Source organism: Kitasatospora sp. NPDC058170, from assembly GCF_042883905.1.
In the GTDB taxonomy this organism is placed as follows: Bacteria; Actinomycetota; Actinomycetes; order Streptomycetales; family Streptomycetaceae; genus Kitasatospora.
This window is the reverse complement of record NZ_JBHVUV010000001.1, coordinates 122,912-147,689: the sequence shown is the minus strand read 5'-3', so window position 1 is coordinate 147,689 and position 24,778 is coordinate 122,912. Positions and strand designations below refer to the sequence as shown.

Here is a 24,778-nt window from a genome sequence, read left to right as displayed (position 1 = left end):
CTCCGGCGGTGGAAGGCCTCGGGCACCCGGGGCGCACGGCACCGGGCGGGGGCGCCCAGGGCCTCCGCCCGGGCACCCCCGCCCGCGCGGCTCAGCGGGCCTCGGCCGCCACCTTCAGCGCACCGTCCGGCCCGGCCAGCAGCACCGGCGTCCCGGCGCCGCCCAGGTCCCGCACCGCGGCCAGGTCGGCCTCGGCGGGCTCCCCGGCCTCGCTCACCACGGCCGCCGCCTCCAGCGACTTCGCGCCGCTGGCCACGGCCATCGCCACCGCCGTCTGCAGCGCGCTGAGCCGCAGCGACTCCAGCGCGACCGTCCCGGCCACGTACGTCCGGCCGGTCTCGTCGCGCACCGCGGCCCCCTCCGCGACGCCGTTGCGGGCGCGGGCGGAGCGGGCCAGGGTGATGATCTTCTTGTCTTCGGGGTCGAGTTCGAGGATGTCGCTCATGCCCAGGAGCATAGGCCCGGGGCCGGTCCCCGGGCCGGGCCGGGGACCGGCGGGCGATCGGGCCCGGCGGGCGGTCTGGTTCGGCGGCCGATCGGGTTCAGTGGCCGATCGGGTTCGGCGGCCCGGGCCGCAGCACCTTCACGAGGGTCTTGGGACCGGAGGGCATCGGCTCCTCGTCCTCCGACCGCTGGCGCCAGTACGGGTTGTCGTGCGGCAGGTGGCTGCTGACCCGGCCGTACATGCCGAAGGTCACCACCACCACGCCGAAGACGAACGCGAAGATGATGTTGGACATCCGGAAGTTGAGGATGTTGGCGTCCGGTCGGCCGAGCACCGTCAGGCCGTAGAACCCGGAGAGCACGAACAGCGCGCCGACCGCCATGTTCACGTTGGAGGCGACGTTCCCCCCGATGACCGCTCCGGCGACCAGGACGGCGCCCACCACGATCGAGAGGATGCTCAGCGCCCCGTTGGTCGAGAGCCCGGCGATGTGGTCGCCGCTGGTGGACAGGAAGCCCGGGTGGTCCAGCAGCCCGAGGATCCCGAACACGATCAGGAAGACCCCGCCGAGTCCCGCTCCGATCCGCCAGACCGTGACGAGCTTGTGGTCGACGGGCAGTTCGTCTTGCAGCTTCATGGTGACCTCCACCATGGGACGTCGGACGGCCTGGGCCGTGCGCTCCGCGCACGGCGGGGCGCACGGCCGGGCCGGTCAGCTGTAGGGGTGGCTCCCCTGCATGTGGGGCACCTCGTGCATGTACAGCGATCCGCACTGCTGGCAGCAGCGCAGCCCGGTACCCCACTCCTCCTCCGGCCGGGTCTCGGCGTCGGTGTCCATGGTGCGGCCGCACAGGGCCGCCGCGGGTTCGGCGGCCCGGACGACGTGCCAGGACTTCGCCCCGGCCGGCCGACCCTGCGGGCCGTACTCCGCACGCAGTAGATGACTCATGTACCCATGGTCGATCGCCGGGGGCCCGGACGCTACTCGCCGGTCTCCGGGGCGGTCCCGGACGCCCCGCGGACCGGGGTGGCGACCATCGAGCCGATCCGGTTGCGGCGGCCCGCCGAGCTCTCGGCGGTGAGCCGGATCGCGGTGAGGTCGGTGGCGGCGTCCTCCGGCAGCGGGATCTCGCAGGACGAGCCCGGGATCGGCACCCGGCCGAGGTGCTTGGCGAGCAGGCCGCCGACGGTCTCGACGTCCTCGTCCTCCAGCTCGATGCCGAACAGCTCGCCGAGGTCCTCGACCAGCAGCCGGGCGGTGATCCGGTACGAGCCGTCCCCGAGGTCCTCGACCGGCGCGATCTCCCGGTCGTACTCGTCGGTGATCTCGCCGACGATCTCCTCCAGGATGTCCTCGATGGTGACCAGCCCGGCGGTGCCGCCGTACTCGTCGATCACGATCGCCACGTGCGAGCGCATCTGCTGCATCTCGCGCAGCAGGTCGGTGGCCGGCTTGCTGTCCGGGACGAAGACGGCCGGCCGCATCACCGTGCCGACCTCGTCGGACTCGGAGTCCCGGTTGATGTGGGTGCGGCGCACCAGGTCCTTGAGGTAGACGATGCCGACCACGTCGTCCTCGTTGTCGCCGACCACCGGGATCCGCGAGAAGCCGGAGCGCAGCGCCAGGGTGAGCGCCTGTCGGACGGTCTTGTGCCGCTCGATCATCACCAGGTCGGTGCGCGGGACCATCACCTCGCGCACGATGGTGTCGCCGAGCTCGAAGACCGAGTGCACCATCCGGCGCTCCTCGTCCTCGATCAGGTCGTCCTTCTCGGCGAGGTCGACCAGGGCGCGCAGCTCCGCCTCGGAGGCGAACGGCCCCTCGCGGTAGCCCTTGCCCGGGGTGAGTGCGTTGCCGAGCAGGATCAGCAGGCGCGGGATCGGACCGAGGACGCTGGCCAGCGGCAGCAGCACGAAGGAGGCGGCGGTGACGGTGGTCAGCGGGTGCTGGCGGCCGATCGTGCGCGGCGAGACGCCGACCGCGACGAAGGACACCAGCACCATCACGCCGAACGCCAGCAGTACGGCCTGCCAGGTGGAGTCCAGGTTCCGGACGCACACCACGGTGACCAGGACGGCCGCCGCCATCTCGCTGGCCACCCGGATCAGGGTGGCCAGGTTCAGGTAGCGGATCGGGTCGGAGGCCAGGGTCAGCAGTCGCGTCGCACCCCGCCGCCCGGCCCGGACGGCCTCCTCGGCGCGGAACCGGGAGACCCGGGAGATGCCCGCCTCGGCGCACGCGGCCAGCCAGCCGAGGACGACGAGCAGGACGGCACCCAGGATGAAGCTCGTACTCTCACCACTCACAGGGGTTCGGGCTCCGCGCTCAGTGGGTGGTGGGGGCCGGGGAGATCCCGCCGAGGCCGCGGCCCGCCCGCCAGTCGTCCAGGATCCGCTTCTGGAGGGCGAACATCTCCTCCTCCTCGTCGGGCTCCTCGTGGTCGTAGCCGAGGACGTGCAGCACGCCGTGGACGGTGAGCAGCTGCAGCTCCTCGTCCATCGAGTGCTTGGACGGGGCCGCCTTGCCCTGCTGCTCGGCGACCTCGGGGCAGAGCACGATGTCGCCGAGCAGGCCCTGCGGCAGCTCCTCGCCCTCCTTGCCGGGGCGCAGCTCGTCCATCGGGAAGGACATCACGTCGGTGGGCCCCGGGAGGTCCATCCACTGGATGTGCAGCTCCTCCATCGCCGCACCGTCCACCAGGATCACGGACAGTTCGGACTGCGGGTGGATCCGCATCTTGTCCAGGGCGTAGCGGGCGACGTCGAGGATGGACTCCTCGTCGGCGTCCCAACCGGACTCATTGGCGATGTCGATCGACATGACGGGCTGGTTACTCAGCTTTCGGTGCGATGGGACTGTCGGGGTGCGCGCGGCGCGGTGGTCTTCCCGGGCCGCCGCTGGGAGGGCTTGCGGGAGGTCTGCGGAGCGGTCTCCTCGGCCTCCTGCAGGGCGTCCCAGCGCTCGTACGCGTCCACGATCCGGCCGACCAGCTTGTGGCGGACCACGTCGGTGCTGGTGAGGACGGAGAAGTGGATGTCGGGCACGTCGACCAGGATGTCCTGGACGACCTTGAGTCCGCTGCGGGTGCCGCCCGGGAGGTCGATCTGGCTGGTGTCGCCGGTGACGACCACCCGGGAGTTGAACCCGAGGCGGGTGAGGAACATCTTCATCTGCTCGGGCGAGGTGTTCTGGGCCTCGTCCAGGATGATGAAGGCGTCGTTGAGGGTGCGGCCGCGCATGTAGGCGAGCGGGGCGACCTCGATGGTGCCCGCGGCCATCAGCCGGGGGATGGAGTCCGGGTCCATCATGTCGTGCAGCGCGTCGTACAGCGGGCGCAGGTACGGGTCGATCTTCTCGTAGAGGGTGCCGGGCAGGAAGCCCAGCCGCTCCCCCGCCTCGACGGCCGGACGGGTCAGGATGATCCGGTTGACCTCCTTGGCCTGGAGGGCCTGGACGGCCTTGGCCATCGCGAGGTAGGTCTTGCCGGTACCGGCCGGGCCGAGGCCGAAGACGATGGTGTGCTTGTCGATCGCGTCGACGTAGCGCTGCTGGTTGAGGGTCTTGGGGCGGATCGTGCGGCCCCGGTTGGACAGGATGTTCGCGGTGAACACCTTGGACGGCGCCGGGCTGTCCGGGTCGTCCACGGCGCTGCGGAGCATGGCGATGGAGCGCTCCACGGAGTCCTCCGTCAGGGGCTGGCCGGTGCGCAGCACCAGCATCATCTCGTTGAAGAGCTGCTGGACGAGGGCGACCTCGGCGCGCTCTCCGGTGGCGGTCACCTCGTTGCCGCGGACGTGGATGTCGGCGGCGGGGAAGCCCTGCTCGATCACGCGCAGCAGCGAGTCCGCGGTGCCGAGCAGGGTGACCATCGGGTGCTTCTCGGGGATGACGATCCGGGCGCTGGTGCGGCCCTCTTCGGCCGGTTCGGGGCGCGGGCGTCCATTCGTACGGGTCTGCGATGTGTCACTCATAGGTCGGCGCTGGGGCCTGCCTCATCCCAATCCGTGGTCTCGTGGTGCCGCTCGGTCTCTCCGGGGTCACCAGGGTACGCCGCGAGCGTGATCGTTGCGGCGGGCGGCGGGGCCGCACCCGTTGATGCTGGGGCAGATCGGGGCGCGGCGCGAGCGGTTTTCCGCCCGTCCGGACCGGGTGCCGCCGGCGTCCGCACTACCGGCGCGGGGGGACCGGGACCCGGGCGAGGTCCTCGGCGAGCACGATGGTGCCCTCGAAGTGCTTGCGGGCGTCGGCGAGGTGCTGGGCGAGGTCGGGGTAGCGCTGGGAGAAGTGGGTGAGCACCAGGGTGCGGGCGCCGGCCTCGGCGGCGACCTTGGCGGCCTGACCCGCGGTGAGGTGGCCGTGGTCCTCGGCGAGCCGGAGGTCGGCGTCGGTGAAGGTGGCCTCGACGACCAGCAGGTCGGCGCCCTCGGCGAGTTGGTGGACGCCCTCGCAGAGCCGGGTGTCCATCACGAAGGCGAAGCGCTGGCCGGGCCGGGGCTCGCTGACCTCGTCCAGGGTGACCCGGCGCCCGGCGGCCTCGATCGCGCCCTGGTGCTGGAGCCGGCCGACGTCCGGGCCGGCGATGCCGAGGGCGGCGAGGCGCTCGGGCACCAGTCGGCGGCCGTCGGGCTCGGAGAGCCGGTAGCCGAAGGACTCCACGGGGTGCGACAGCCGGACGGCGTCCAGCGCGAAGCGGGCGCCGGGCGCGGGCAGCGGGCCGGGCTCCTCGATCGGGCGGGGGCGCAGCACGGCGGTCTCGTGGTAGGCGGTGGCGTACCTCAGCCGTTCGAAGTACACCTCGCCGGAGGCCGGGAAGTAGACGTCCACCGGGTGCGGGACGCGGTCCAGGTTGATCCGCTGGATCACCCCGGCCAGGCCCAGGCTGTGGTCGCCGTGGAAGTGCGTGACGGCGATCCGGGTGATCTGGGTGGCGGAGACCCCGGCGTGCACCATCTGGCGCTGGGTGCCCTCGCCGGGGTCGAACAGCAGGCCCTCGCCGTCCCAGCGCAGCAGGTAGCCGTTGTGGTTGCGGTGCCGCGTGGGCACCTGGCTGGCGGTGCCGAGGACCACGAACTCGCGCTGTGACACCTCGGTCAGACCATGCGCTCGGTCATCGGGGCACCGCCGAGCACGTGGACGTGGGCGTGGAAGACGGTCTGGCCGGCACCGGCGCCGGTGTTGAAGATCAGCCGGTAGTCCTCGATGCCCTCGTCCCTGGCGACCGCGCCGGCCTCGGCGAGCAGCTCGCCGGCGATCTCCGGCTCGGCGGCGGCCAGCTCGGCGGCGTTCGGGTAGTGGAGGTGCGGGATCACCAGGACGTGGGTCGGGGCCTTCGGGGCGATGTCCCGGAAGGCGAGGGTGCGCTCGGTCTTGCGCACCACGGTGGCCGGGATCTCGCCGGCCACGATCTTGCAGAACAGGCAGTCGGGCTTCGGCTCGCCGGCCATCGGGGTCTCCTCGCGGTGTCGCACGGTGTCGGTCGGGGCGTACGGCGGCATGCTAGCCGAGCCGTGCCTTCGCCTGCTGGTACTCGCGCAGGTGCTTGCGGCGGACCACCCGGACCCCGACGGCGGTGCCCTCCGACTCCGGATCCTCGGTCAGCAGGCCGACCACGACGATGACGTAGCCGAGCAGCCAGCGCTTGGTGAGCCGCCAGGTGTGCGGGCGGCTGCCGTCCTTCCTGCGGATCACCCGGGCGGCCAGGACGCCCTTGCCCAGGCTGAAGCCGGCGAGGCGGGCGAGCAGCACCTGGTTGGCGAAGGAGGCGGCGAAGAAGACGCCCACGAGCGTCCCGAAGTAGACGCCGGCCGGGCCGTCCGGGCCGCTCGCCGCCTTGGCGGCGGCGAAGCCGGCGGTGACGGCGACCAGGCAGTCGAGCGTCGCGGCGAAGAACCGCCGGAAGCCGCCCGCCTCCTTGGGCCGCGGCACCCGGGCGGCACCCTGCTGCGGCGGGTACGGCTGGCCGTGGGCCTGCTGCGGTCCGTACGGCGGGCTTTGGTACGGCTGCGCCGGGTACGGCGGGACCTGGTGCTGCTGCCCCGGGTACGGCTGCGGCGGGTACGGCTGCTGGGCGTACGGGCCCGGCGGGTACGGCTGCTGCCCGTACGGCTGCTGCCCGGACTGCGGCGGCGGATAGCCCTGTGCCATGTGCTCCCCCGTGAGCTGTCGATCGCCTGTCGATCATGAACAGCCCCGCATCCTACCCACGGCCCGCGGGAGGAGGGCCGACCGCCCGCCCTCCCCCCGCGGCAGCGGGTGCTACTCCCAGGGGAGCGGCGGAGGGGTCTTGGCCGGGGTCTCGGCCAGGGCGGCCAGGGCGATCCGGACGCCCTCGGCGAGCTGCGGGTCCTCACCCGCGGCCCACTGGTGCGGGGCGAACGGCACCTCGACGTCCGGGTCGACGCCGTGGTTCTCCACGCCCCAGCCGTAACCGTCCAGCCAGAAGGCGTACTTGGGCTGGGTCACCAGGGTGCCGTCGACCAGGCTGTACCGGCTGTCGATGCCGATCACCCCGCCCCACGTCCGGGTGCCCACCACCGGTCCGAGCTTCAGCGCCTGGATGGCGGCGTTGACGATGTCGCCGTCCGAGCCGGAGAACTCGTTGGCCAGCGCCACGATCGGCCCGCGCGGTGCGTCGCCCGGGTAGGGCACCGGGCTGGCGATGTCCCGGGCGACGTCCCAGCCGATGATCCGCCGGGCCAGCTTCTCGATCACCAGCTGCGAGGTGTGGCCGCCGCGGTTCTCCCGGATGTCGACGATCACCCCCTCCTTGATCATCTCCGACCGCAGGTCGCGGTGGATCTGCGCCCAGCCGGTGGTCTGCATGTCGGGGATGTGCAGGTAGCCGAGCCGCCCGCCGGACAGCTCGCGGACGGCGGCCCGCCGCCCGGCCACCCAGTCGTGGTAGCGCAGCGGCTCCTCGTCGGCGAGCGGGACGACGACCGGGTGGCGCTGGTCGGTGCCGTCCTTGCCGGCCACCGTCAGCTCCACCGGCTGCCCGGCGGTGCCCGCCAGCAGCGGCGCCGGGCCGGTGACCGGGTCCACCGGGCGGCCGTTGACCGCGAGGACGGCGTCCCCCGGGCGGACGGCGGCGCCCGGCGCGGCCAGCGGGGAGCGGGCCCGCGGGTCGGAGGACTCACCGGGCAGGATGCGGGCGATCCGCCAGATCCCGCCCTCCTTGACCAGGTCGGCGCCGAGCTGGCCCTGCCGGCGGGCGGCCTCGGCGTGGACGCCGTGCGGGATCACGTAGGCGTGCGAGGTGCCGAGCTCACCGTGCACCTCCCAGAGCAGGTCCACCAGGTCGTCGTGCGAGCCGACCCGCTCCACCAGCGGCCGGTAGCGGTCCAGCACGCCGGTCCAGTCCACCCCGGCGAGGTCCGGACGCCAGAAGTTGTCGCGCATCAGGCGGCCGTTCTCGGCGTACATCTGCCGCCACTCGGCCGCCGGGTCGACGGTCACCCGGAGCCGGGAGAGGTCGACCTCGATCTCGTCGTCGTCGCCGACCGCCTTGTGGTCGGCGGGGACGACCCGCAGCTCACCCTCGTCCAGGACGGCCAGCCGGGTGCCGTCGGCGCTGACCGCGAACGCGTCCAGGCCGTCCACCAGCTGCTCGGCGCGGCGCTTGCGGAAGTCGAACCGCTCCAGCGTGGGGCGCGGCCGCTCGTCGTCCAGCGAGGCCGCCTCGTCGCCGAGTTCGCCGACCAGCGGGATCCTGGTCCAGAGCACGCCGTCCTTGGCGGCCTTCAGCACCCCGAAGCGGCCGCCCTCGACCGGGAACGGGATGATCCGGTCGGCGATGCCGTCCAGGTCGACCCGGGTGGTGGGCGGCGCGTCGGCCGAGGCCTCCTCGCCGTCCGCCTTGCGGCCCTTGGGCTCGTCCTCGTCCCCGCCGACCGGTCGCCCGGCCCGCTGCGGCCCGAACGGGGACGGCGTGTCGGCGGCCAGCGTGACCAGGTAGGGGCGGCAGCCGTTGGGGAACGACAGGTCGAAGACGTGCGAGTCGTAGACCGGGTCGAAGTTGCGCACCGAGAGGAACGCCAGGTGCCGTCCGTCGGCGGTGAAGGCCGGCGAGGTGTCGATGAACCGCTGCGGGGTGACCTCCCCGACCGTCCGGGTGGCCAGGTTGGCCAGCGCGATGTGGCGCAGCGACCAGGCGCCGAGGCCGGCCGCCGGCTGCGACCAGGCCAGCCAGGCCGAGTCCGGGCTGAACGCCAGCCCGCTGACCTCGCCGTCCGTGCTGCGGGCCAGCTCGTGCACGGCGCCGTCGGCGAGCGTGACCAGCAGCACCCGCCCGTCGTGCGAGCCGACCGCCGCCTGCTTGCCGTCCGGCGACACCACCAGGGAGCGCACCCGGCCGAGCGCGCCGACCGCCAGTCGGCGGCGCTCGGTGCCCAGCACGGCGGGGGCGTACTCGATCGCGTCCTCGCCCTCGGCGTCCGTCACCCAGAGCACGCCCTGCGCGCCGTCCTCGGCGGGCACCACGCGGGCCTGGCGCCCGCGCACCCCCGGCGTCTCGTCCAGGACCCGGGCCGGGCCCTCGCGGTGGGTCAGCCAGTGCACGCTGCCGCGCACCACGACGGCGCCGGCCCGGCCGGTGCGGTCGGGGGCGACGCTCTCCAGCCAGTGCGCGGCCGCCACCGGGCGGGGGCGGCGGCCGGCCCGCGGACCGGCCAGCAGGATGTCCGGGCGGCGCGGCTCGGCGCCGTCGAGGTCGTCCAGCAGCCAGAGGTCGCCGGCGCTGTGCCAGACCACCCGGGTGCCGTCGGTGGTGGCGCCGCGGGCGTAGAAGCCCTCCGGGGAGGTGGTGTGCCGGCGCAGGTCGGTGCCGTCCGGGAGGCTGGAGTACAGCTCGCCGACGCCCTCGTGGTCGGAGAGGAAGGCGATTCTGGACGCGTCGGGCCCACCGACCCAGAGCGGGGAGTCGAGCTGCCCGTCGAGGTCCGCGTGGACCCGGACGAACTCGTCCCGGCCGATCCAGAGCTTGCCGGCCTGGCCGCCCCGGTAGCGCTTCCACCAGGCGGGCTCCCGGTTGCCCGCCGAGACCAGCAGCACGCCGTCCCCGCCCGGCTCGGACGCCAGGCCGCCGATCGGCCCGTACGGCAGCCGGACAGGCTCGCCTCCGTCCAGCGGCACGGCGTGCGCCCAGGTGCGCCGCAGGGTGGCCTGTCCGGCGGTGGTGGTGGCGATCGGGCGGCCGTCGGCCGTCCAGCCCTGCAGCTGGGTCTGCGCGCTGCCCCAGTACGTCAGCCGGCGGGACGGACCGCCGTCCACCGGAGCGACGTGCACCTCCGGCGCGCCGTCCCGGGTCGAGGTGAAGGCGATGTGCCGCCCGTCCGGCGAGAACCGCGGCCGGCGGACGGGGACGTGATCGGCCGTCAGCCGCCAGGCCCGGCCGCCCTCCAGGGGGGCGAGCCAGACGTCGTTCTCGGCGGCGAAGGTGATCAGGTCGCCGTGCAGATGAGGGTGGCGCAGGTAGGCGCCCGCTGAGGTGCTCCGAGGTTCGCTCACGCGGTCAGCCTAGGCACGTGCGCACACGACGCGCCCCGGTTTTCGTGCACTGCGAACCCTACGGAGGACACCCGTCGCGGGCGGCGCGCCCCGCGGTCAGCTCCAGCGGCCGGTGCGGCCGAGCAGCAGGGCGCCGGCGGCCACGCCCGCGGTGGAGGTGCGCAGCACCGAAGGGCCGAGCCGGTACGGCCCGGCACCGGACTCGGCGAAGGCGGCCAGCTCCTCCGGGGAGACCCCGCCCTCCGGTCCGACCACCAGCACGATGTCCCCGGCGGCGGGCAGCCCGGCGGTGGCCAGCGGTTCGGCGCCGTCCTCGTGCAGCACGGCGGCGAACGCGGCGCCGGCCAGTACCGGGGCCAGCTGCCGGGTGGTCACCGGCTCGCGGACCTCGGGGAAGCGCAGCCGGCGGGCCTGCTTGCCGGCCTCCCGGGCGGTGGCCCGCCACTTGGCGAGCGCCTTGGCGCCGCGATCGCCCTTCCACTGGGTGATGCAGCGCGAGGCCGCCCAGGGGATCACCACGTCCACGCCGACCTCGGTCATGGTCTCGACCGCCAGCTCGCCCCGGTCGCCCTTGGGCAGCGCCTGGACGACCACGATCCGCGGGCCCGGCTCGGGCTCGCGGCGCACCGCCGCCACGGTCACCTCGATCGCGTCCTTGCCGTGCACGGCCGTCACCGTGCCGTCCACGCCGAGGCCCAGGCCGTCGGCGAGGGTCACCGCCTCGCCGGGCTCCAGCCGCTTCACGGCGGCGGCGTGCCGCCCCTCCGGCCCGTCCAGCCGGACCACCGCGCCCGGGGCGGCGGAGGCGAGCTGCGCGGTCTCGACGACGAACACGGGCGCGGTCATGAGGTCCCCTGGGGGTGCGAGGTCGGTGCGGTGGAACGACGGCGCCCGGCGACCCGTGCGGGTCGCCGGGCGCCGGTGCTGTCAGCGGCCGTTGAAGGCGTCCTTCAGGCGGGAGAACAGCCCCTGCTGGCCCGGCGCGAACTGGCCGGAGGGCCGCTCCTCGCCGCGCAGCACCGCGAGGCGGCGCAGCAGGTCCTCCTGCTCGGGGTCGAGCTTGGTGGGCGTCTGCACCTCGACATGCACTATCAGGTCGCCCCGGCCGCCCCCGCGCAGGTGGGTGATGCCGCGGCCGTGCAGCGGGATCGACTGGCCGGACTGGGTGCCGGGCCGGATGTCGACCTCCTCCAGGCCGTCCAGGGTCTGCAGCGGCACCTGGGTGCCGAGCGAGGCCGCCGTCATCGGGATGGTGACGGTGCAGTGCAGGTCGTCCCCGCGCCGCTGGAAGGTCGGGTGGGTGCTCTCGGCGATCTCGACGTAGAGGTCGCCGGCCGGGCCGCCGCCGGGGCCGACCTCGCCCTCGCCGGCCAACTGGATCCGGGTGCCGTTGTCGACGCCGGCCGGGATCTTGACGGTCAGGGTGCGGCGGGCCCGGACCCGGCCGTCGCCGGCGCACTCCGGGCACGGGGTCGGCACGACGGTGCCGAAGCCCTGGCACTGCGGGCAGGGGCGGGAGGTCATGACCTGGCCCAGGAAGGACCGGGTGACCTGGGAGACCTCGCCCTTGCCGCGGCACATGTCGCAGGTCTGCGCGGAGGTGCCGGGAGCGGCGCCCTCGCCGCTGCAGGTGGTGCAGGTGACGGCGGTGTCGACCTGGAGTTCCTTGGTGGTGCCGAAGGCGGCCTCCTCCAGGGTGATCTCCAGCCGGATCATGGCGTCCTGGCCGCGCCGGGTCCGCGAGCGCGGCCCGCGCTGGCCGGAGGCCGCGCCGAAGAAGGCGTCCATGATGTCGGAGAAGCCGAAGCCCGCCGCGCCCGCGCCGAAGCCGCCCGCGCCGCCGCCGTTGGGCGACAGGGGGTCGCCGCCGAGGTCGTAGACCTGGCGCTTCTGCGGGTCCGAGAGCACCTCGTAAGCGGCGTTGATCTCCTTGAACCGCTCCTGCGTCTTCGGGTCCGGGTTGACGTCCGGGTGCAGTTCGCGTGCCAGGCGTCGGAACGCCTTCTTGATCTCGTCCTGCCCCGCATCCCGTCGGACGCCGAGTACCGCGTAGTAGTCCGTGGCCACCAAATGCTCCGCTTGTTCCGCCTGTAGAAGTGCTTGCGACTGGTACCACCGCCGGATTTCCGACGGTGGCCGTTCCTACGACTCGGCCAGGATCTGACCCACGTACCGTGCCACCGCTCGCACCGCCCCCATTGTGCCCGGATAGTCCATCCGGGTCGGACCGATCACACCCAGTTTGGCCACGCTCTCGTCGCCCGAACCGTAACCGACGGAGACGACCGAGGTGGAATTGAGCCCCTCGTAGGCGTTCTCCCGCCCGATCCGGACCGTCACCCCCGCGTCCGCGGTCTCACCCAGGAGGCGGAGCAGGATGACCTGCTCCTCCAGGGCCTCCAGCACCGGCTGGATGGTGAGCGGGAAGTCGTGGCCGAAGCGGGTCAGGTTGGCCGTGCCGGCCAGCATGATCCGCTCCTCGTTCTGCTCGGCGAGCGCCTCGAAGAGCGTCGCCAGGACGGTCGTGACGGCCGGCCTGTCGGCCGCCTCGAAGGCCGCCGGGAGTTCCTCCAGCAGCCCCGGCACGTCGGGCAGGCGCTGTCCGACGGCCCGGGTGTTGATCTTGGCGCGGAGGTCCGCGAGGACCACCTCGCCGACCGCGCCCGGGCAGTCGACCATCCGCTGCTCGACCCGGCCGGTGTTGGTGATCAGGACCAGCATCACCTTGGCCGGGGCGAGTGCGACCAGCTCGATGTGCCGCACGGTGGACCGCGAGAGCGAGGGGTACTGGACGACCGCGACCTGTCTGGTGAGCTGCGCGAGCAGCCGGACCGTCCGGGCCACCACGTCGTCCAGGTCGACCGCGCCGTCCAGGAAGTGCCGGATCGCCCGCCGCTCGGGCGCGCTCATCGGCTTGACCTCGGCCAACCGGTCGACGAACAGGCGGTACCCCTTGTCCGTGGGGATCCGCCCGGCGCTGGTGTGCGGCTGGTGGATGTAGCCGTCCTCCTCCAGCGCGGCCATGTCGTTGCGGACGGTGGCCGGGGACACCCCGAGGCTGTGCCGCTCCACCAGGGCCTTGGAGCCGACCGGCTCCTCGGTGCCCACGTAGTCCTGGACGATGGCGCGCAGCACGGCGAGCTTGCGTTCGTCGAGCTGTCGGACCTCACCGGCCATGGGGCACCCACCTCCGTCTTCGCACGTTGTCCGTTGTGACATGTGTCCGCTTTGGCATGCTGCGAGCCGCTCTGGGAGGCCCCGGCCTTGGCACTCTGAACACACGAGTGCCAGAACCGTACCTGCCAGTGTAAGGCCCGGGTCCGACGGCAGGAACGGCCCGTCGGGGGTGATCCTGCCCGCACTGTCCGGCGCGCGGGTGATGCCGTGGGCCCGACCGGGTGGCAGCATCGATAGCGAACGGCGAACGGAGGAGCAGCGATGTCGAGCTCGGGCCAGCACACCCGCTTCGCCCCGGACCGCGGTCTGACCGGCCGGATGGTCGGGACGATGTTCGTGATCGGGCTGTTGTACGTCGGTTTCACCGGCCTGCTGATCGTGCTGCTGCGCGGGGCCTGGCCACTGATCGTGCTGCTCTCGGGCGGCCTGTTCGTGGCCCAGTTCTGGTTCAGCGACAAGATCACCGAACGGGCGATGGGCGCCCACCGGGTGACTCCGGAGCAGTACCCGCAGCTGCACGGCACCATCGACCGGCTCTGCGCGCTCGCCGACATGCCCAAGCCCCGGGTGGCCGTCGCCGACAACGACATGCCGAACGCCTTCGCGACCGGCCGCAACCCGCAGAACGCGGTGGTCTGCGTCACCACCGGGCTGCTGCGGCGGCTGGAGCCGGAGGAGCTGGAGGGCGTGCTGGCGCACGAGCTGTCGCACGTCGCCCACCGGGACGTCGCGGTGATGACCATCGCCGGCTTCCTCGGCGTGCTGGCCGGCGCGATGACCCGGATCGCGATGTACGGCGGGTTCATGGGCGGCGGCCGGAACAGCAACGACTCCAACGCGGCCATCGCCGCCCTGGTCATCCCGCTGGTCTCGGTGGTGGTCTACGCGATCAGCTTCCTGTTGACCCGGCTGCTCTCCCGCTACCGGGAGCTGGCCGCCGACCGGGCCGCCGCCCAGCTCACCGGCCGGCCGAGCGCGCTGGCCTCGGCGCTGACCAAGGTGACCGGCCAGATCGCCGCGATCCCCACCAAGGACCTGCGCCAGGCGCAGCCGTACAACGCCTTCTACTTCGCCCCGGCGCTGAGCGCCCGGGAGGCCGCCTCGCAGCTGTTCTCCACCCACCCCTCGCTGGAGAAGCGGCTGGAGCAGCTGGCGGGCATCTCGGCCCAGCTGGGCCGCTGACGCCGCCGCCCCCGGCCGACGTGTTCCCGACCGACCCGCTCCTGACCGACCTGCTCCGACCGATCTGTTCCCGACCGACCTGCTCCCGACCGTCCCGACCGGAGAGGACCACCGTGGGATTCCTGGACACCCTGTTCGGCCGCACCAAGCCCGTCAAACCCGATCTCGACCAGCTGTTCGGCGTCCCCTCGGCCGCACTGACCCTGGAGGCGGCCGCCGGCTTCCTGCCGACCGGCCTCGGGTCGGTCTGCTTCGCGGCCGTCGAGGGCGGGGCCTTCGGCGAGGTGGAGCGGCAGGTGCGGGCGCTGCTGGACGCCGACACCGAGCGCGGCGGCGTCCCGGTGGAGGCCTCCAAGGACGCGTACGGCTACTCCTGGCTGCTCGCCCGGCACACCCCGCAGGAGCTGCCGGAGCTGGTCAACGACCTGCACGCGGTCAACAGCGAGCTGGAGGCGAACGGCTTCGGGCCGCAGCTGCTCTGTTCGCTGGTCGCCTTCCGCAACGCCGAGGGGCAGCCGCTGGCACTGGTCTACCTGTTCAAGCGCGGCACCTTCTACCCGTTCGCGCCGATGCCGGGCGGCGGGGAGCGGCGCAACAGCCCGCTGGAGCTCCAGGTCAACGCCATGCTGGGGAACGACCTGCGGCTGGAGAAGGACCTCGGTCGCTGGTTCCCGGTCTGGGGTGCGCCGGGGCTGTGAGCCCTCCCGCCGGGGCCGTGGGGTCCCGCCGGGGCCGCGGGGGCACCGGGGCGGTGAAAACGGGTGGCCCCGGGCGGCGGCCCGCTCTAGCGTGCCCGAACGTGATCCATTGGGATGAGATCGAATCCGCGCAGCCCACCCCCGACCTGCTGGCCCTCGTGAGCGCCGAGCTGCGCTCCCCCGACCCGGGGATACGCGACGGGCTGGCCTACGAACAGTTCTGCCGGTGGGTTCCACTGCTGGCGCCCGACCAGCTGGGCTCGCTCGGCGACCGGATGGCCGAGCGGTTCGCCGACCCGGAGATCCAGGCCCGGACCTTCGCCGCGCTGGTCCTCGCCGAGATCGTCGACGCCGGCGCCCACCAGCCGTCCTGGCTGGAGGCCTTCGCCCGCTGGTACCCCGCCGAGACCGATCTGCGCGGCTGGGACGGGTCACTCGGCTGGCTGCACGCCGTCGCGCACGGCGCCGACCTGCTGGCCGCCTTCGGCCGCAGCCCGCTGGTGGACCCGGCGCCGCTGCTGGACGTGGCCGCGGCCCGGCTGACGGCGCCGACCGACCACGTCTGGGACGCCCTGGAGGACGACCGGCTGGGCCAGGCCCTGGCGCTGGTCCTGACCCGGGCCGAGCTGACGGAGCGGCAGTCCGTGGCCTGGCTGGAGCCGATCGCCGCCCGGGAGCCGCGCCGGCCGGGGACCGTCCCCGCGCCCGTCTCCAACACCCTGCGGACCCTGCGGGTGCTGTACCTGCTCGCCGACCGCGGGGTGCGACCGGCCCGCGGCGCCGAGCCGCTGACACTGCGCCACGCCGGGGCGCTCAAGCGGCACCTCGCCGAGGTGCTGGCGGTCAACGCCCCGTACGCGGGCTGAGGGCCCCGGGGTTGACGGGCTGACGGGCTGACGGGACCGGCGTGCGCCGGGCCCCGCCGGCCGGTCAGACCCTAGACTCCGTGGAATGCGCAGCCGCTCGTACGGACCCGACCTGACCCCGCCGTGGAAGCGGCAGCAGCCCGCCCCGGAGGTGCCCGCCGAGCGGGACCTGGTGGTCGAGGAGGCGGCGAGCGGCTTCTGCGGCGCGGTGGTGCGCTGCGAGAAGACGGCGGAGGGGTTCACCGTCACCCTGGAGGACCGCTTCGGCAAGCACCGGGTGTTCCCGCTGGTACCGCGCGGTTTCCTGCTGGAGGGCCGGGTGGTCACCCTGGTCCGGCCCGCCGCGGCCGCGCCGGCGCCCTCCCGCGTGCCTGGCCGGACCGCCTCCGGCTCGGTCGCCGTCCCCGGTGCCCGGGCCCGCGTCGCACGCGAGTCCCGGATCTACGTCGAGGGCCGGCACGACGCCGAGCTGGTCGAGCGGGTCTGGGGCGACGACCTGCGGATCGAGGGCGTGGTGGTGGAGTACCTGGAGGGCGTCGACGACCTGCCCGCGATCGTCGCCGAGTTCGGCCCCGGCCCCGGTCGGCGCCTCGGCGTCCTGGTCGACCACCTGCTCCCCGGCACCAAGGAGCACCGCATCGCCGCCCGGGTCACCGGCGAGGCCGTGCTGGTCGTCGGCCACCCCTACATCGACGTCTGGCAGGCCGTGAAGCCCTCCTCCGTCGGCATCCCCGGCTGGCCCGCCGTGCCCCGCGGCGAGGACTTCAAGCTCGGCACCTGCCGCCGCCTCGGCTGGCCCGAGGACACCCCCGCCGCCTGGAAGCGCATCCTCGCCTCGGTGGACTCCTACAAGGACCTCGACCCGGCCCTGCTGGGCCGGGTCGAGGAACTGATCGACTTCGTGACGTCGGAGGACTGAGCTCCGCTCAGGCGTACGTCCGGAAGTCCGTGGTGTCCAGGACGATGCCGAGCACGTCGACGGGAACGGGCTCTCCGAACTTGCTGGTCCGTTCGGACATGTAACCCTGAGGACCGGTCCCGGAAGGCCGGCTCAACTCGGTCAACAGCACGCACACACCCTTGATCGGATCGACGATCAGATAAGCCGGGATCATCCCCTCGGCGTACATCTCCCGCTTGGTCCGGTAGTCGCGGTCGACGCTGGTCCTCGACACCACCTCGACCACGAGGGTGACGGCGGGCGAGGGCAGCAGACGCCCGTGCTCCTCGACCACCCCGCGCTCGAAGACGACCAGGTCGGGCTGCGGTTCGCTGGCCTGGCCGGGGACCGTCAGGTCCTGCGTGGTGAGCGCACGCCACCGACCGTACGGAACCTGGTGCTGAATCGCCAGGACGATGAGGTTGTGGACCATGTCCGGCCCGGCCGTCATCACGATTTCCCCCCTGATGAGCTCGGCCTTGAAGCCTTCCGGAACCTCCAGGTTCTCGAAGATCCCTATCACCCGGTCATCGATGGCGGTCATTGCGCGCTCCCTCCGACGGCTGGCACCACGTCAACGAATCTCAGTCCACCAGGTCACGCACGACCGCGTCGGCCAGCAGGCGGCCCTGCAGGGTCAGGACGGCGCGGCCCTGCTCGTAGGGCTCCGCGGCGAGCAGGCCGTCGGTGCGGGCCCGGTCGGCGGCCTTGAGGCCGGTCCCGGTCAGGAGGGTGAGCGGGATGCCCTCGGCGAGGCGCAGCTCCAGCAGGATGCGCTCGACCCGGCGGTCCTCCTCGGCGAGCACCTCGCGGGCCTGCGCGGGGGTGCGCTGCTCGGCGAGGGCCCGGGCGTAGGCGGCGGGGTGCTTGGCGTTCCACCAGCGGACGCCGCCGACGTGGCTGTGGGCGCCGGGCCCGGCACCCCACCAGTCGGCGCCGGTCCAGTAGAGCTCGTTGTGGCGGCAGCGGCCCTCGGGCGTGGTGGCCCAGTTGGAGACCTCGTACCAGGAGTAGCCGGCGGCGGCGAGCGCCTGCTCGGCGATCAGGTAGCGGTCGGCGTGCACGTCGTCGTCGATCATCGGCAGCTCGCCGCGCTTGACCCGGGCGGCCAGCCTGGTGCCCTCCTCGACGATCAGCGAGTACGCCGAGACGTGGTCGGGGCCGGCGCCGATCGCGGCGTCCAGGGAGGCCCGCCAGTCGTCGTCGGACTCGCCGGGGGTGCCGTAGATGAGGTCCAGGTTGACGTGCTCGAAGCCGGCCGCGCGGGCCTCGGCGACACAGGCCTCGGGGCGGCCGGGGGTGTGGTGGCGGTCGAGCAGCTGCAGCACGTGCGGCCGGGCGCTCTGCATGCCGAAGGAGATCCGGTTGTAGCCGCCCTCGCGCAGTTCGGCGAGGTACTCCGGGCCGACCGACTCCGGGTTGGCCTCGGTGGTCACCTCGGCGCCGGGGGCGATCCCGAACTCCTCGCGGATCGCGGCGAGCATCTTCACCAGGTCCCGGGCGGGCAGCAGGGTGGGGGTGCCGCCGCCGAGGAAGACGGTCTGCACGGGCAGGTCGGCGCCGCCCAGGACCCGCCGGGCCAGGCGGATCTCGGCGACCACGTTGTCCGCGTACGTCTCCTGCGAGGCGACGGCGCCCGAGGAGCGCAGCTCGGTGGCGGTGTAGGTGTTGAAGTCGCAGTATCCGCAGCGGCTCGCGCAGTACGGGACGTGCAGGTAGAAACCGAACGGCCGCGAGCCCAGCCCGGTGAGGGCGTGCGCGGGCAGGGAACCGTCGGACGGCACGGGTTCGCCGTCGGGGAGTGCGGAGGGCATGACCCCATTGTCCCGTACGGCCCCGGTGATCCCGGCGGCCGTACGGGACGGCGGGTGGATCAGGCCTCGTTGGACCCCGCGTACATCTCGGTGACGGCGTCCGCGTACGTCCGCTCGACCACCGGGCGCTTGATCTTCAGGCTCGGGGTGAGCTCCCCGTGCTCGATGTCCAGGTCGCGCGGGAGCAGGGTGAACTTCTTGATCGTCTGCCAGCGCTGGAGGTCGGTGTTGACCCGCTTGACGAAGCCCTCGATCAGCTGGTGCACCTGCGGCGCGGCGGCGACCTCGGCGTACGACTTGCCGGCCAGGCCGTGCTCGGCGGCCCACGGCATGATCACCGACTCGTCCAGGCCGATCAGCGCGGTGCAGAAGTTGCGGCCGTTGCCGATCACCAGGATGTTGCTGACGAACGGACAGACCGCCTTGAACTTGCCCTCCACCTCGCTCGGCGCGACGTACTTGCCGCCGGAGGTCTTGAACATGTCCTTCTTGCGGTCGGTGATCCGCAGGAAGCCGTCCTGGCCGAGCTCGCCGATGTCCTCGGTGTGGAACCAGCCGTCCGGCTCCAGCACCTCGGCGGTCTTCTCCGGCAGGTTGTGGTAGCCGCGCATCACGCCGGGGCCGCGCAGCAGGATCTCGCCGTCCTCGGCGATCCGGACCTCGCTGCCCGGCAGCACGGTGCCGATGGTGCCGACCCGGACGTCCTCGGCCCGGTTGACGCAGATGCCGGCCGAGGTCTCGGTCAAGCCGTAGCCCTCCAGCACCGGCACGCCGACACCGGCGAAGAAGTAGCCGATCTCGGGTGCCAGCGCGGCGCTCCCGGAGACCGAACCGCGCATCCGCCCGCCGAAGGCGTCCCGGATCTTGGTGTACACCAGCTTGTCGGCGACCGCGTGCTGGATCCGCAGGCCCAGCGGGGCGCTGTCGCGGCCGGTGGCGATCCGGTTCGCCTGGGTGACCCGGGCGTACTCACGGGCGGTCCGGGCCGCCCACATGAAGATCTTGTACTTGGCGCCGCCCTCGGCCCGGGCCTTGCCGGCGATGCCGTTGTAGACCTTCTCGAAGATGCGCGGCGCGGAGGCCATCATGGTCGGGCGGACGACCGGCAGGTTGTGGATGATCCGGTCGACCCGGCCGTCCACGGCCATCACGTGGCCGGTGGCGATCTGGCCGCAGATCAGGCTCTTGCCGAACACGTGCGACAGCGGCAGCCACATGAACTGCACGTCCTCGGCGCGCAGCAGCCCGCTCTGCTCCTGCGAGCGGCCCTGGTAGGCCCAGCAGTCGTGCACCAGGCGCACGCCCTTGGGGCGGCCGGTGGTGCCGGAGGTGTAGATCAGGGTGGCCAGCTGCTCCTTGTCGAGCGCGGCGACGGCCTTCTCCACGGCGTCCGGGTGCTGCTCCAGGTACTCGGTACCGAGCTGCTCCAGGTCGGCCAGGGTGAGCACGTTCAGCCCGCCGGTCTCCGCGGGGACGGAGCCGTCGAAGAGGATCGCGGTGCGCAGCTCGGGCAGCTGCTCCAGCTCGCCGACCACCTTGGCGAGCTGGGTCCCGTTCTCGACGAACAGCGCTCTGGAGCCCGAGTCCGAGAGGATGTACGCCGTCTCGTCGGCGTTGGTGCTGGGGTAGATCGCGGTGGTGGCGGCCCCCGCGCACATGTTGCCGAGGTCGGCGACGATCCACTCCAGCCGGGTGGAGGACATCAGCGCGACGCGGTCCTCCGGACGGATGCCCAGCGACAACAGGCCGGCGGCCACCGCGTAGACCTGCGTCGCGGTCTGCGCCCAGGTCACCGAGCGCCACTGCTCGGCGCCGGGGGTGCTGTCCGCCGCGTGCTCGTCGACCGGCACGGGGAAGCGGTAGGCCTCACCGCCCGGAGTGGCGGCGACCCGCTCCAGGAACAGGTGGGCGACGGAGGCGGGACGCCCGGCGACGATGTCGGCACTGCCGGAGTCGATCAGGGACTGCGCGGAACTCAACGAGGACCTCCGGAGGGCGGGTGGCCGTGTGAGGGGTTGTCTCGGCTCCCGTGGGGGGCGGTCGCCGGGCCCCGGCTCAACCGGCTGGATACCAGCGAGTAACAAGGGGGCAATCAGCAGCCTATTGGGAAACCGGCCATTCCGTAAGGGGGTCTGGCAGGCTGGCACGGCGGTACGGGGCCAGTGCAGCAGGCGCCGGGCCCCACCACACGGCCCGACTCGGCGCCGACCGCGCCCCGCCGGGCCGTTCGGCAAAGGACTGGACAAACATCCGGCTCGCAGCACCGGAATCACCTGTGCGAGTCCACCAAAGAACGAGAATCGGGGTGCGAACCCCACCGCCGACGACAAGAGTGTGCCAGTGCTGATCAGACTGCTCAGGGCGTACCTGCGCCCCTACTCCCGCCCGATCACCGTGCTGGTACTGCTCCAGCTCGTATCCACCCTCGCGGCGCTCTACCTGCCCACACTCAACGCCGACATCATCGACGACGGGGTGACCAAGGGGGACACCGGCTACATCCTGCGCGTGGGCGGGGTGATGATCGGCGTCACCCTCGTCCAGGCCGTGTGCTCGGTCTGCGCCGTCTACTACGGCGCCCGGACCGCCATGGCGTTCGGCCGGGACGTCCGGGCCGCCGTCTTCGGCCGGGTGCAGAGCTTCTCCGCCCGCGAGGTCGGCCAGTTCGGCGCCCCCTCGCTGATCACCCGGACCACCAACGACGTCCAGCAGGTCCAGATGCTGGCCCTGATGAGCTTCACCCTGATGGTCGCCGCGCCGATCATGTGCGTCGGCGGCATCATCATGGCGCTCAACCAGGACGTCCCGCTCTCCGGCCTGCTGCTGGCCGTGATCCCGCTGCTCGGCATCGTGGTCATCCTGCTGGTCCGGGCGCTGCGCCCGAGCTTCCGCAGCATGCAGGAGCGGATCGACACGGTGAACCGGATCCTGCGCGAGCAGATCACCGGCATCCGGGTCATCCGCGCCTTCGTCAAGGACGACCACGAGCAGGCCCGCTTCGCCGGGGCCAACGGCGAACTGACCGACGTCTCGCTGCGGGTCGGCCGGCTGATGGCCTTCATGTTCCCCACCGTGATGCTGGTGGTGAACGTCTCCAGCGTCGCCGTCCTGTGGTTCGGCGCCCAGCGGATCGACAGCGGCGGGATGCAGATCGGCGCGCTGACCGCCTTCCTCTCCTACCTGATGCAGATCCTGATGAGCGTCATGATGGCCACCTTCATGTTCATGATGGTGCCGCGCGCCGAGGTCTGCGCCGAGCGCATCCAGGAGGTGCTGGACACCCGCTCCAGCGTCGTACCGCCGTCCGCACCCGTCACCGAGGTGCTGCGCCGGGGCAACCTGGAGCTGCGCGACGTCGAGTTCCGCTACCCGGGCGCCGAGGCCTCGGTGCTGCGCGGCATCGCCATCACCGCCCGCCCCGGCGAGACCACCGCCGTGATCGGCTCCACCGGCAGCGGCAAGTCCACCCTGCTCGGCCTCGTCCCGCGGCTGTTCGACGCCACCGCCGGCCAGGTCCTGCTGGACGGCGTGGACGTGCGCGACCTCGCCCCCGAGACGATCGCCGAGACGGTCGGCCTCATCCCGCAGAAGCCCTACCTGTTCTCCGGCACGGTCGCCAGCAACCTGCGCTACGGCCGGCCCGAGGCCACCGACGAGGAGCTCTGGCACGCCCTGGAGGTCGCCCAGGCCAAGGAGTTCGTCGAGCGCCTCCCCGAGGGCCTGGACGCGCCCATCGCCCAGGGCGGCGGCAACGTCTCCGGCGGCCAGCGCCAGCGCCTGGCGATCGCCCGCGCGCTGGTCCGCAAGCCCGGCGTCTACCTCTTCGACGACTCGTTCTCCGCACTCGACTACGCCACCGACGCCAGGCTGCGCAAGGCACTCGCCCGGGAGACCTCCGACGCCACCGTCCTGATCGTCGCCCAGCGCGTCTCCACCATCCGCGACGCCCACCGGATCATCGTCCTGGACGAGGGCGCGGTGGTCGGCAGCGGCACCCACACCGAGCTGATGGCCGACAACCCGACCTACCGGGAGATCGTCCTCTCCCAGCTCACCGAACAGGAGGCGGCGTGAGCACGCCGAAGAAGGCACCCGGGAAGGCCGCGGCCGGCGAGGTGCCCAGTGACTCCCAGGCCGCCGCCGCCCGGCGCGGCCCGGCCGGCCCCGGCCGGTTCATGGGCGGCCAGGGCACCGAGAAGTCCATGGACTTCAAGGGCTCCGGCAAGCGGGTGCTCAAGCTGCTGCGCCCGGAACGCGCCCTGATCGCCGCGGTGCTGGGGCTGGGCGTGCTCAGCATCGGCGCCGCCGTGGTCGGCCCCAAGGTCCTCGGCGACGCCACCGACCTGATCTTCGCCGGCGTGGTCGGCGGCAAGTTCGAGCCCGGCACCACCAAGCAGCAGGCCGTCGAGGGGCTGCGCGCGCACGGCGACGGCGGCACCGCCGACCTGCTCGACTCGATCGACTTCACCCCCGGCGTGACGATGGACTTCGACGCCATCGGCACCGTGCTGCTCTGGGTCCTGGTGATCTACCTCGCCTCCGCCGTGCTGGGCATCGTCCAGGGCCGGCTCGCCACCAAGGCGATCCAGCGGGCCGGCTACCGGCTGCGCAGGGACGTCGAGGCCAAGCTCGCCCGGCTGCCGCTCAGCTACTTCGACAAGCAGCCGCGCGGCGAGGTGCTCAGCCGGGTCACCAACGACATCGACAACATCGGCCAGTCCATGCAACAGACCATGGGCCAGGTGGTGAACTCGCTGCTCACCGTGGTCGGCGTGCTCGCCATGATGTTCTGGATCTCACCGCTGCTGGCGCTGATCGCCCTGGTCTCGGTGCCGCTGTCGGTGGTCGTGGCGACCAGGGTCGGCAAGCGGGCGCAGCCCCAGTTCGTCCAGCAGTGGAAGTCCACCGGCCAGCTCAACGCGCACATCGAGGAGATGTACACCGGGCACAACCTGGTGAAGGTCTTCGGCCGGCAGAAGGAGTCCGCGGCGGTCTTCGCCGAGCACAACGAGGCGCTGTTCACCGCCAGCTTCCGGGCCCAGTTCATCTCCGGGATCATCCAGCCCGCGATGATGCTGATCGGCAACCTGCAGTACGTGCTGGTCGCCGTGGTCGGCGGCCTGCGGGTGGCGAGCGGCGCGCTGTCGATCGGCGACGTGCAGGCGTTCATCCAGTACTCGCGGCAGTTCAGCCAGCCGCTCACCCAGGTCGCCAGCATGGCCAACCTGGTGCAGTCCGGCGTCGCCTCCGCCGAGCGCGTCTTCGAACTGCTGGACGCGCCCGAGCAGACCCCCGAGCCGGCCATGCCCGAGCGCCCGGACACCATCCGCGGCCGGGTCGCCTTCCAGGACGTGGTCTTCCGCTACGACCCCGGCACACCGCTGATCGAGGACCTCTCGCTGAAGGTCGAACCCGGGCAGACCGTCGCCATCGTCGGCCCGACCGGCGCCGGCAAGACCACCATGGTCAACCTGCTGATGCGGTTCTACGAGGTCAGCGGCGGGCGGATCACCCTGGACGGGGTGGACGTGGCCGCGATGTCCCGCGAGGAGCTGCGCTCCGGCATCGGCATGGTCCTCCAGGACACCTGGCTGTTCGGCGGCACCATCGCCGACAACATCGCGTACGGCGCCGAGGGCGCCACCCGCGAGCAGGTGGTCGAGGCGGCCAAGGCCGCGCACGTGGACCGCTTCGTGCGGACCCTGCCGGACGGCTACGACACCAGGATCGACGACGAGGGCTCCGGCGTCAGCGCGGGCGAGAAGCAGCTGATCACCATCGCCCGGGCCTTCCTGGCCCAGCCGTCGATCCTCGTCCTGGACGAGGCGACCAGCTCGGTCGACACCCGGACCGAGGTCCTGATCCAGCGCGCGATGGCCCGGCTGCGCACCGGCCGGACCAGCTTCGTGATCGCCCACCGGCTCTCCACCATCCGGGACGCCGACGTGATCCTGGTGATGGAGAACGGGTCGATCGTCGAGCAGGGCACGCACGACGAGCTGATCGCCGCCGACGCCGCGTACGCCCGGCTCTACCAGGCCCAGTTCGCCGAGGCCGTGGCCGAGGTCGACTGAGCGGCCGCGCCGTCCGGCGGAGCCGGAGCGGAGGGCCGGTCGGCACGGCCCCCGCTCCGGCTGTCCGTCCTCCGGCC

At 72.7% G+C, this 24,778-nt stretch carries 22 protein-coding genes; 6 read left to right on the top strand and 16 right to left on the bottom strand.

Annotated elements, in window-relative coordinates; translation table 11 throughout:
- Nucleotides 1-91 precede the first annotated feature (91 nt).
- The 13 genes from ACFVVX_RS00645 to hrcA form a co-directional block, all read right to left on the bottom strand.
- Nucleotides 92-445 (bottom strand): cytidine deaminase, encoded by a 354-nt coding sequence (locus ACFVVX_RS00645; RefSeq protein ID WP_387939810.1) that lies wholly within the window; start codon nt 443-445, stop codon nt 92-94.
- A gap of 97 nt (nt 446-542) precedes the next feature.
- Nucleotides 543-1,082 carry a DUF4383 domain-containing protein gene (locus ACFVVX_RS00640; RefSeq protein WP_387939808.1) on the bottom strand — a complete coding sequence of 180 codons (540 nt, stop codon included), beginning with the start codon at nt 1,080-1,082 and terminating at the stop codon, nt 543-545.
- A gap of 75 nt (nt 1,083-1,157) precedes the next feature.
- Nucleotides 1,158-1,394 (bottom strand): hypothetical protein, encoded by a 237-nt coding sequence (locus ACFVVX_RS00635; protein ID WP_387939806.1) that lies wholly within the window; start codon nt 1,392-1,394, stop codon nt 1,158-1,160.
- Between the two features lie 32 nt (nt 1,395-1,426).
- Nucleotides 1,427-2,752, bottom strand: coding sequence for a hemolysin family protein (locus ACFVVX_RS00630; RefSeq protein ID WP_387939804.1), 1,326 nt, complete (start codon nt 2,750-2,752; stop codon nt 1,427-1,429).
- A gap of 19 nt (nt 2,753-2,771) precedes the next feature.
- The gene (ybeY, locus tag ACFVVX_RS00625) at nt 2,772-3,266 is read right to left on the bottom strand and encodes an rRNA maturation RNase YbeY (RefSeq protein ID WP_387939802.1); all 495 of its coding nucleotides are present in this window, start codon (nt 3,264-3,266) and stop codon (nt 2,772-2,774) included.
- 14 nt (nt 3,267-3,280) lie between these two features.
- On the bottom strand, nt 3,281-4,315 hold the full coding sequence (locus ACFVVX_RS00620; RefSeq protein ID WP_387940629.1) for a PhoH family protein: 1,035 nt from the start codon (nt 4,313-4,315) through the stop codon (nt 3,281-3,283).
- 298 nt (nt 4,316-4,613) lie between these two features.
- Nucleotides 4,614-5,531, bottom strand: coding sequence for a ribonuclease Z (locus tag ACFVVX_RS00615; protein WP_387939800.1), 918 nt, complete (start codon nt 5,529-5,531; stop codon nt 4,614-4,616).
- Nucleotides 5,532-5,536: 5 nt separating this feature from the next.
- Nucleotides 5,537-5,890, bottom strand: a complete 354-nt coding sequence (locus ACFVVX_RS00610; protein WP_387939798.1) for a histidine triad nucleotide-binding protein — start codon at nt 5,888-5,890, stop codon at nt 5,537-5,539.
- Nucleotides 5,891-5,942: 52 nt separating this feature from the next.
- A complete protein-coding gene (locus ACFVVX_RS00605; RefSeq protein WP_387939796.1) occupies nt 5,943-6,590 on the bottom strand; it encodes an RDD family protein in 648 nt (215 codons plus the stop codon).
- Between the two features lie 111 nt (nt 6,591-6,701).
- Nucleotides 6,702-9,950 carry a PDZ domain-containing protein gene (locus ACFVVX_RS00600; RefSeq protein WP_387939794.1) on the bottom strand — a complete coding sequence of 1,083 codons (3,249 nt, stop codon included), beginning with the start codon at nt 9,948-9,950 and terminating at the stop codon, nt 6,702-6,704.
- A gap of 96 nt (nt 9,951-10,046) precedes the next feature.
- On the bottom strand, nt 10,047-10,796 hold the full coding sequence (locus ACFVVX_RS00595; RefSeq protein WP_387939792.1) for a 16S rRNA (uracil(1498)-N(3))-methyltransferase: 750 nt from the start codon (nt 10,794-10,796) through the stop codon (nt 10,047-10,049).
- Between the two features lie 81 nt (nt 10,797-10,877).
- Nucleotides 10,878-12,017 (bottom strand): molecular chaperone DnaJ, encoded by a 1,140-nt coding sequence (gene dnaJ / locus ACFVVX_RS00590; protein ID WP_387939791.1) that lies wholly within the window; start codon nt 12,015-12,017, stop codon nt 10,878-10,880.
- 75 nt (nt 12,018-12,092) lie between these two features.
- On the bottom strand, nt 12,093-13,127 hold the full coding sequence (gene hrcA, locus ACFVVX_RS00585) for a heat-inducible transcriptional repressor HrcA (protein ID WP_387939789.1): 1,035 nt from the start codon (nt 13,125-13,127) through the stop codon (nt 12,093-12,095).
- Between the two features lie 261 nt (nt 13,128-13,388).
- Here hrcA and htpX point away from each other — a divergent pair, with 261 nt between their 5' ends.
- The 4 genes from htpX (at nt 13,389) to ACFVVX_RS00565 (ending at nt 16,792) form a co-directional block, all read left to right on the top strand.
- Entirely contained in the window at nt 13,389-14,309 is a 921-nt protein-coding gene (htpX, locus tag ACFVVX_RS00580) for a zinc metalloprotease HtpX (RefSeq protein WP_387939787.1), read from the top strand.
- Nucleotides 14,310-14,422: 113 nt separating this feature from the next.
- On the top strand, nt 14,423-15,007 hold the full coding sequence (locus ACFVVX_RS00575) for a hypothetical protein (protein WP_387939785.1): 585 nt from the start codon (nt 14,423-14,425) through the stop codon (nt 15,005-15,007).
- A 101-nt stretch (nt 15,008-15,108) separates the two neighbouring features.
- Nucleotides 15,109-15,873: a DUF2785 domain-containing protein gene (locus ACFVVX_RS00570; RefSeq protein ID WP_387939783.1), complete on the top strand. Its 765-nt coding sequence runs from the start codon at nt 15,109-15,111 to the stop codon at nt 15,871-15,873.
- Between the two features lie 85 nt (nt 15,874-15,958).
- Nucleotides 15,959-16,792 (top strand): DUF3097 domain-containing protein, encoded by an 834-nt coding sequence (locus tag ACFVVX_RS00565; RefSeq protein ID WP_387939781.1) that lies wholly within the window; start codon nt 15,959-15,961, stop codon nt 16,790-16,792.
- A 7-nt stretch (nt 16,793-16,799) separates the two neighbouring features.
- On the opposite strand, the gene ACFVVX_RS00560 is transcribed toward ACFVVX_RS00565, so the two are convergent.
- The 3 genes from ACFVVX_RS00560 to ACFVVX_RS00550 are packed head-to-tail and all read right to left on the bottom strand — an operon-like array spanning nt 16,800 to nt 20,606.
- Entirely contained in the window at nt 16,800-17,357 is a 558-nt protein-coding gene (locus ACFVVX_RS00560) for a Uma2 family endonuclease (RefSeq protein ID WP_387939779.1), read from the bottom strand.
- 40 nt (nt 17,358-17,397) lie between these two features.
- Nucleotides 17,398-18,627: a radical SAM family heme chaperone HemW gene (hemW, locus tag ACFVVX_RS00555; protein WP_387939777.1), complete on the bottom strand. Its 1,230-nt coding sequence runs from the start codon at nt 18,625-18,627 to the stop codon at nt 17,398-17,400.
- Between the two features lie 59 nt (nt 18,628-18,686).
- On the bottom strand, nt 18,687-20,606 hold the full coding sequence (locus ACFVVX_RS00550; protein ID WP_387939775.1) for an AMP-dependent synthetase/ligase: 1,920 nt from the start codon (nt 20,604-20,606) through the stop codon (nt 18,687-18,689).
- A 361-nt stretch (nt 20,607-20,967) separates the two neighbouring features.
- Here ACFVVX_RS00550 and ACFVVX_RS00545 point away from each other — a divergent pair, with 361 nt between their 5' ends.
- Together ACFVVX_RS00545 and ACFVVX_RS00540 are read left to right on the top strand one after the other, a co-directional pair.
- Nucleotides 20,968-22,701, top strand: coding sequence for an ABC transporter ATP-binding protein (locus tag ACFVVX_RS00545; RefSeq protein ID WP_387939773.1), 1,734 nt, complete (start codon nt 20,968-20,970; stop codon nt 22,699-22,701).
- A gap of 101 nt (nt 22,702-22,802) precedes the next feature.
- Entirely contained in the window at nt 22,803-24,701 is a 1,899-nt protein-coding gene (locus ACFVVX_RS00540; protein ID WP_387940627.1) for an ABC transporter ATP-binding protein, read from the top strand.
- Nucleotides 24,702-24,778 lie beyond the last annotated feature (77 nt).

What these genes read in the sequence shown, in the direction of transcription:
- ACFVVX_RS00645 (WP_387939810.1), bottom strand. Translation starts at nt 445, where the DNA reads ATGAGCGACATCCTCGAACTCGACCCCGAAGACAAGAAGATCATCACC.
- ACFVVX_RS00620 (WP_387940629.1), bottom strand. Translation starts at nt 4,315, where the DNA reads ATGGTCACCCTGCTCGGCACCGCGGACTCGCTGCTGCGCGTGATCGAG.
- ACFVVX_RS00640 (WP_387939808.1), bottom strand. Translation starts at nt 1,082, where the DNA reads ATGAAGCTGCAAGACGAACTGCCCGTCGACCACAAGCTCGTCACGGTC.
- ACFVVX_RS00540 (WP_387940627.1), top strand. Translation starts at nt 22,803, where the DNA reads ATGGGCGGCCAGGGCACCGAGAAGTCCATGGACTTCAAGGGCTCCGGC.
- htpX (WP_387939787.1), top strand. Translation starts at nt 13,389, where the DNA reads ATGTCGAGCTCGGGCCAGCACACCCGCTTCGCCCCGGACCGCGGTCTG.
- ACFVVX_RS00560 (WP_387939779.1), bottom strand. Translation starts at nt 17,357, where the DNA reads ATGACCGCCATCGATGACCGGGTGATAGGGATCTTCGAGAACCTGGAG.
- hemW (WP_387939777.1), bottom strand. Translation starts at nt 18,627, where the DNA reads ATGCCCTCCGCACTCCCCGACGGCGAACCCGTGCCGTCCGACGGTTCC.
- ACFVVX_RS00605 (WP_387939796.1), bottom strand. Translation starts at nt 6,590, where the DNA reads ATGGCACAGGGCTATCCGCCGCCGCAGTCCGGGCAGCAGCCGTACGGG.
- ACFVVX_RS00610 (WP_387939798.1), bottom strand. Translation starts at nt 5,890, where the DNA reads ATGGCCGGCGAGCCGAAGCCCGACTGCCTGTTCTGCAAGATCGTGGCC.
- hrcA (WP_387939789.1), bottom strand. Translation starts at nt 13,127, where the DNA reads ATGGCCGGTGAGGTCCGACAGCTCGACGAACGCAAGCTCGCCGTGCTG.
- ybeY (WP_387939802.1), bottom strand. Translation starts at nt 3,266, where the DNA reads ATGTCGATCGACATCGCCAATGAGTCCGGTTGGGACGCCGACGAGGAG.
- ACFVVX_RS00635 (WP_387939806.1), bottom strand. Translation starts at nt 1,394, where the DNA reads ATGAGTCATCTACTGCGTGCGGAGTACGGCCCGCAGGGTCGGCCGGCC.
- ACFVVX_RS00565 (WP_387939781.1), top strand. Translation starts at nt 15,959, where the DNA reads ATGCGCAGCCGCTCGTACGGACCCGACCTGACCCCGCCGTGGAAGCGG.
- ACFVVX_RS00595 (WP_387939792.1), bottom strand. Translation starts at nt 10,796, where the DNA reads ATGACCGCGCCCGTGTTCGTCGTCGAGACCGCGCAGCTCGCCTCCGCC.